Source organism: Petrotoga sp. 9PW.55.5.1, from assembly GCF_003265365.1.
Taxonomy (GTDB): domain Bacteria; phylum Thermotogota; class Thermotogae; order Petrotogales; family Petrotogaceae; genus Petrotoga.
Genome location: NZ_AUPM01000043.1, coordinates 52119 through 59465, shown reverse-complemented (window position 1 = coordinate 59465; position 7347 = coordinate 52119). Strand labels below are relative to the sequence as shown.

Below are 7347 nucleotides of genomic sequence, written 5' to 3'. Positions count from 1 at the left end.
GCTGAAAAGTGGAAATTCCCCTTCNTTGAAGGGGTGGATGCAGCGTTTTNTGCTGCAGACGGGGTAGTCATTTTTATTCCCCTTCTGTGAAGGGGTGGATGCAGCGTTTTGTGCTGCAGACGGGGTAGTCGTTCTTTAATTTGCTTTTAGCAAATTGAAAATCCAATTCAAAAGCAACTACCCCGTCTGTGACAAAAAGCGTCACAGCCACCCCTTCAAAAAGGGGAATAAAAATCAACAAACCTCTCAAGAGGGGAATTTAAGCTAATTCCCCTTCAAAAAGGGGAATAAAAATCAACAAACCTCTCAAGAGGGGAATTAAAGCTAATTTTTATTAATTACGTGTCTACTTTGTAGGTATCATATCAATTTTGTAGGGGATTTTATTGATAATGAACTTATTTATTACAATCCCAATGACCTTGGATCTAATGCGTCTCTTATGGCATCTCCAAATAAGTTAAAAGCAAGTACTGTAACTATTATAAAGATACCTGGAATTAATACCCAAGGATAATTAGTTAAAACCTCAATATCTTGTGCTTGTGAAAGCATCAATCCCCAGGAGGCACCGGGTTCAGTTATCCCTACTCCCAAGAAACTAAGACTAGCTTCACCTAAAATATAAGAAGGAATTGATAATGTAGCCGATACAATAACATAAGTATAAGTGTTTGGTAATAGGTGATTCCAAATGACTTTTCTTGGAGGGTATCCCAAAGCTATTGCCGCCTGTACAAACTCTGTTTGTTTCAGACCCATAGTCATACCTCTTATAACCCTAGTCATGCCTGGCCATCCTATAAACGATAATATAACCACTATCAATAGATACCGTATTTCTGGAGAAATACGGGTTGGTAGAACAGCACTGAGTGTTAGTATAAGATAAAGACTAGGAATCGACATCAATATTTCAGTAAATCTCATCGTTACTTCATCAACCCATCCTCCGAAGTATCCTGCTAATCCACCCAAAAATATACCAATAGTAAAAGTTAGTAATATCCCAACTAATCCTATAGAAAGGGAGATTCTAGAAGCAAAAAATATCCTACTAAAAATGTCCCTGCCATACTGGTCAGCACCCCACACATAAAAAATTCCATCGTTTGAAGAGTAATCTGAAATTGCAGGTAATTTGGGTTTTTCTACACCAAATAAATGCAAATTGGAAGGGAAAAGGCCTAAGAGTTTATACTCCCAAGAATTTATAAAAAATTCTATTTTATAATTTTTTATATTAACTGCTTCCAAGTCTGATGGAGTTAAAACAACAGGTAAAAAATCAAAATATACGTTGATTTCTTCTAAAGTTGTTAACGTATCTATACTAACAATTTCTTGATTTCTAATTTTTGTTGCATATCTATAATCACTTTTATAACTATTAATTGTTACAGACCTATCGTCATTTATAGAAAGAATAGGTTCTCCTTTTAAAAACTTTGAAAAATTAGTATCTAAAAGTCCGTCCTTAAATGAAATATCTTCATCTCTAAATTGATCGTTTGTAAAATAAGATATGGGAAGTAAACTTTGATCATTTTTATAATTAGTGGCAAGTTCTATATATTCTCCATTTGCTGTTTTAGCCATAACAACATTTTTTAAGGTATACGTAATATCCGATACAGTTGCATCGTAAGCTGGATTATACTCCCCTAATTCAAAGGTTACTATTTCACCTGTTTCAGGATCTCTAGCTCTAATTATATCAAAATGAGTTGCTTCTACATATTCACTTTGATAAGTAATAGGGTCACGTTGAATCATATAAATATAAGTGTGGGGACCTATTCTGTTACCTGTTATTGGATCAACTCTATAGATATTGGAAGGCGGAGCAAATCGGTATTGAATATGATTGTTAAAAGGATTCATTGGAGAAACAAAATCTGCAAATATCGATAATAAATAAAGAATGATCAATACCCACAAAGATATCATACCTAATTTATGCCTTCTTAGAGCTCTCCATATTAGTGCAGGTGTGGACATAAATTCTCTCTCAAAAAGATCTTCTTCATTCATGATTTTTTGTGTGTTATTTTTGGTGTTATTTTTATCTTTGCCTTTCACTTAAAAATCCCTCCAATTCAGGCGCTCATTCTCAGTCTAACTCGAGGATCAGAAGCTGCTAACATTATGTCTGCCAACAAGTTACCAATAATCAATAATATACCTTGAAGAAGTAAATTAGCCATTACTAAATAAATATCTTGTTGAAAGATTGCATCTCTCATCAATGTTCCAAGACCTGGCCAAGAAAAAACATACTCAGTTATTAAAGCTCCTCCTAAAATGGCCGATAAGCTGAATCCAAGAGAAGTTATTACAGGGTTAATAGCATTCCTAAGGGTATGTTTGTAAATAACAACATCTGAAGGCATTCCTTTTGCTCTGGCAAACTCTGCGTAGTCTTGGTTCATTTCATCCAACATCTGTCCCCTCATTATACGCATAGTACCTGCAAGCGATGCTGTTCCTAATGTTATTACGGGACCTGCAACATGCCAAAAAAAGTCACCTATTTGTGCATACCATGGCATGTTGGCAAACTCCCGGGATAGCATCCCTCCAATTGGAAAGATTCCAGTGTTTGCAGCAAACATTAACCAAAGAAGTGCAAAAAAGAAATTTGGAATTGAAATACCAATAAGTCCAATAGTTGAAAGAGTTTGATCAGTGAATTTGTACTGATGTAAAGCAGCAGTAATACCTAATGGAATTCCTATTCCCCAGGTAAAAATAAAAGTAGTGACTCCTAAAAGAAGTGTCGCTTCTAATCTTCTCAACATAACTTGCCATACATCTATTTTATATACAAATGAATATCCCCAGTTTCCTTTTAATACGTTTCCCAACCACAGAAAATATTGAGTTACTGGATCTTTATCTAGACCGTATAAGGTTTCTAATTCTTGAATCTTTTCACGAGAAATATTGGGATTTATACGGTAAGTATCCAGAAAATCACCTGGAGCTAGTTGCATAACAAAAAAAGAAATAACCGATACACCTAACAAAACAGGAATAGCCAGAATAATTCTTCTAATAATATATTTGAGCACAACTAAACCTCCTCAATTTAATTTTAAAAAGGCAGAAGGTTTCCCTTCCGCCCTTTTCCTAAGTAAAAGGAGAATTATTATTCTTTCCAGGCGTACTCAATCTTCCATAAACCAGGAGAGTAAGAGTATCCGTAAGGATTAATAGTTCCATATTTTTCTACTGGATAAAGGTGTAAAGTATTTTTATGCATGTTCAAATAGTTTTGAGATATTGTGTAAACAAGGATTTGATTTTCTGCAACCAACATCTGCCATTCATCCCAAAGTTTTTGAAGTTCGTCTTGGTCTAAAATAGATCTCTGTATCCTCATGATTTCATCTATTCTCTTTTCAGCTGGATGTACCCAATACTCATCAGGATCTACCCAATCCATGACTTCAGGTGACCAATTCCAGAAATGAAGTCCACCATCTAACAACCAAACATTGGTACCCCATCCAGGATCATCTCCACCAACTAAACCTATGATGATTGCATCCCAGTTTTCTGAATACATTCTTTGAACCAACGCGTTGAATTGAACGGGTCTGTAATTTACTTTGATTCCTAATTTTCCTAATGCATCAACTAATATGATTGAAATTTCATTTCTCATAACATTTTCGCCGTTGGTATTCAATTCAAATTCTACTACGTTTCCGTACCAATCTACTAACTGGCCTTTATCATTCCATGTAAAACCTGCTTCTCTTAGTAATCTTTGAGCAGTTACCAATGAATATCTGTAACCTAAGGTCTCAATTTCAGGATTGTAAAAAGCAGAAGAACTTGTTCTTGGACCATAAGTAGGTTCTCCTAAACCGTTGTATAGTGTATCGATGATAGTTTGTTTATCAAAAGCGTAAGCAATTGCTTTTCTAAAGTTATCATTCCTAAACCATTCTCTCTTCACAGGATCTGCGGTGTTAAAGTTAAAGGCAACAAAGTTAGAACCTGCAGTTGCAGGACCAATTATAACGTTCCATCCTTTTTGATCAGCTTGTGCTCTTAAAGATGGGAAATCTTTAGCCTGAACACCCATCATGTCTATTTCTCCAGCTTCAAATCTCAACCTTTCAACGTTACTATCAGAAACTATCTCGAATACAATTTTATCTAAATATGGTAGTTGTACTCCATCTTTGGATTTTTCAAAGTAGTAAGGATTTCTTTCCAATACAACTCTTACACCTTCAGTATATTCTGTAACTTTGAACGGACCTGCTACAACTAGTTGATCAACCTGTTCAACGGTCCAAGTGGATTGGAAGGTTTCAGCATCTGTTACTTTATCTTCTAGAACATGTTTAGGCATTATGGCAAATCCACCAACCGTTTCGAATCCAAAGCGGAATCTTGTTGGATATTTGAACATTATCTTATTGCCTTCTACGGTTAGTTCTGGAAGGTTATCCTCAGCATCCATATACACATCGTTACCATCTGCAGTAAGATCGGGAACTATAATCTTTTCCCATGTGAAAATAACATCTTCTACGGTTAATGGATGACCATCGGACCATCTCACTCCTTCTCTCATAACAAACCAATACAATGTACCTCCATCTTCAGTTGCCTCTACTCCCCATTCTTTAGCCAAACCAGGTTGAGTAGGTTGACCATAAAAATCACTACTTAAAAGCGATACATCTCCTTGGTTTATAATAACTGAAGAAGAAGTTTCTTGGGCCCAATATGTGTTTAATGTTTTAGGACCAGCAGTGGTTCCAAGATATAGTGTTCCACCTCTTTGTCCACCTTCTACATCAGCAATTAACCACTCAGGATTGTATGCAGCCTGAGCGAAAAGTGCTAAAGTGCTTGATAATACAACCAGTAAAACCAACAACTTTTTCATGTAAATCCCTCCTTTTTTTAAGTTATTTAACTAATTTACTCTCTTTTTCCCTAGATAACCCTTTATTTATTCCTTCTTCGTATAAAAAACAAGCAACAGAATGATTTTCATTTGTTTTGTAATATCCTGGATACTCTTCTTTGCAAATATCCATTACAAATGGACATCGAGGGTTAAAGAAACATCCTTTTGGTCTGTTAACAGGGCTTGGAACTTGTCCCTTTACTAGAAATTTTTTTCTATCTCTTTTTTTTCTAGGATCTGGAAGTGGAGCTGAATTCAATAAAGCTTGTGAATACGGATGAAGAGTGCTGTCAAATATTTGTGATCCTTCTCCAAATTCAACAACTCTTCCTAAGTACATTACTCCAACATGATTGGAGATAAACCTTACAACACCCAAATCATGAGAAATAAAAATATATCCTACGTTAAACTCTTCTTGCAAATTTTTTAATAAGTTAATTATTTGTGCTTGAACAGATACGTCTAAAGCAGAGGTAGGTTCGTCCAAAATAATTAATTTTGGATTTAAGATTATTGCTCTAGCTACAGCTACTCTTTGTCTTTGACCTCCAGAAAATTGATGAGGATATCTGTCGGCGTGATAAGGTTTTAATCCAACTTTTTGCAATATATCAAGGGCTATTTTTTTAGCTTCTATTTTGTTCTTAGCAATTTTATGAAATAGTAGGGGCTCAATTAATGTTTGTCCCACCGTCATTCTAGGATTTAAAGAAGAAGTGGGATCTTGAAATACTATTTGTACGTTTCTTCTGAACTCTGCTCTTTTTTTATCAATATCTTTAAACATATAATCAAAGAATTTATCTTTTCCATTATCAAAATAATATTTAATATATCTTCTTTCTTCTTCTTCTAAACTTTCAAGAACTTTTTCTTTACTACCCAGTTCTTTCTCAAGTTTTTCAGCTTTTTCTAGATATTCTCTTTCTAAATGTTTTGCCCCTTCTCTTTTACTCATAAAATAGTGAGAGGTTTCCTCTCCATCTAAAAAAATATTTCCAGCAGTGGGATCTTCTAATCTTAAAATAGTTTTACCAATTGTAGTTTTTCCACAACCTGATTCACCCACCAAACCGTAGGTTTCGTTTATGTCAAGTTCAAAATCAACCCCATCAACTGCTTTAATGTATCCTACGGTTCTATTAATTAGGAACCCCTGTTTAATAGGAAAGTATTTTTTAATATTGCGAACCTTTAAAAGCATCAAATAGCCTCCTTTTTATCAACTATGTCTGCTAGATTTGCAGGAGATGGTTCATTTACAGGGTTAAAACATCTTACATAGTGATTTTCTTCAATCTCTCTCCACTCTGGCCAATCTTTCTTACACTTATCAGTAGCCTTAGGACATCTTGGTAAGAAAGGACAAAGTGGTGGAGGATCTAACATTACAGGGGGTTGCCCTTTTATAGGATTCAACTGATCCTTTTTTATGTCGTGTCTTGGAATACAAGAAAGTAAAGCATGAGTATATGGGTGAAACGGTTTCTCAAACAATCTATAAATATCCGTCATTTCCATTTGATTACCACCGTACATTACTATTACTTTGTCAGCAACTTCTGCAATAACAGAAAGATCATGCGTAATGTATATCATACCCATGTCGTATTTTTCTTGCAAATCTTTCATTAATTCTAATATCTGCGCTTGAATCGTTACGTCTAAAGCAGTAGTTGGTTCATCTGCAATTAATATCTCAGGATTACAAGATAACCCTATTGCAATTATAACTCTTTGTCTTTGCCCACCTGAAAGTTGAAATGGGTAATCGTTTATTCTTTCTTCGGGATTTGGAATTCCAACATCTTCTAAAAGCTTGATAGCTCTTTCTCGTGCTTCTACTAATGACACATTTTGATGGAAAACTATAGTTTCTATCATTTGATCAGCTATGGTGAACATTGGATTTAGTGAAGACATAGGATCTTGAAAAACCATACCTATGTGTTTCCCTCGAATTCTGGTGAAATCTTTAGGTTTTAATTTTGCTAGATCAACGAACTCTTTTTGCCCATTTTTACTAAACTCGTCAGTTTTGAATAAAATCTGTGTTTCTTTTGTAAGGTAACCTGGGCTTTTTATCATCCCCATCACTGATTTCATTGATACACTCTTACCAGACCCAGTTTCTCCAACAATTCCTAAAGTTTCGTTGTTACTCAGAGTGAATGAAATATCATTAACAGCTTTGATTTCACCTTCAGCAACAGGAAAACGGGTTCCTAAATGTCTGACATCTAAGATTATATTATCCAATATAGTCACCTCATAATCAAATATCCTTAATTCCTAAATTATATTATAATAGATATTACCTATAATTGTCAAGTGAGAAAAATATAATTAACAGGAATCTAAGCAAATTATTGAGAATTATTCCCAAATAATGAAAAAAATTTCAATAA

The 7347-nt window shown here is 34.7% G+C and carries 5 protein-coding genes; all 5 read right to left on the bottom strand.

What is annotated here, in order from left to right:
* Positions 1–405: 405 nt before the first annotated feature.
* Positions 406–2082 carry an ABC transporter permease gene (locus tag PW5551_RS06660; protein WP_113075009.1) on the bottom strand — a complete coding sequence of 559 codons (1677 nt, stop codon included), beginning with the start codon at positions 2080–2082 and terminating at the stop codon, positions 406–408.
* Positions 2083–2099: 17 nt separating this feature from the next.
* Positions 2100–3074: an ABC transporter permease gene (locus PW5551_RS06655; protein WP_113075008.1), complete on the bottom strand. Its 975-nt coding sequence runs from the start codon at positions 3072–3074 to the stop codon at positions 2100–2102.
* A gap of 77 nt (positions 3075–3151) precedes the next feature.
* Positions 3152–4912, bottom strand: coding sequence for an ABC transporter substrate-binding protein (locus PW5551_RS06650; RefSeq protein ID WP_113075007.1), 1761 nt, complete (start codon positions 4910–4912; stop codon positions 3152–3154).
* Between the two features lie 22 nt (positions 4913–4934).
* Entirely contained in the window at positions 4935–6146 is a 1212-nt protein-coding gene (locus PW5551_RS06645) for an ABC transporter ATP-binding protein (RefSeq protein WP_370445926.1), read from the bottom strand.
* Complete coding sequence (locus tag PW5551_RS06640; protein ID WP_370445929.1) at positions 6143–7201, bottom strand: ABC transporter ATP-binding protein; 1059 nt, start codon at positions 7199–7201, stop codon at positions 6143–6145. Before PW5551_RS06640 ends, PW5551_RS06645 begins: the two co-directional genes overlap by 4 nt.
* Positions 7202–7347 lie beyond the last annotated feature (146 nt).

Excerpts from the sequence above, each read along its gene's own strand:
- PW5551_RS06650 (WP_113075007.1), bottom strand. The coding sequence starts at position 4,912 with ATGAAAAAGTTGTTGGTTTTACTGGTTGTATTATCAAGCACTTTAGCA.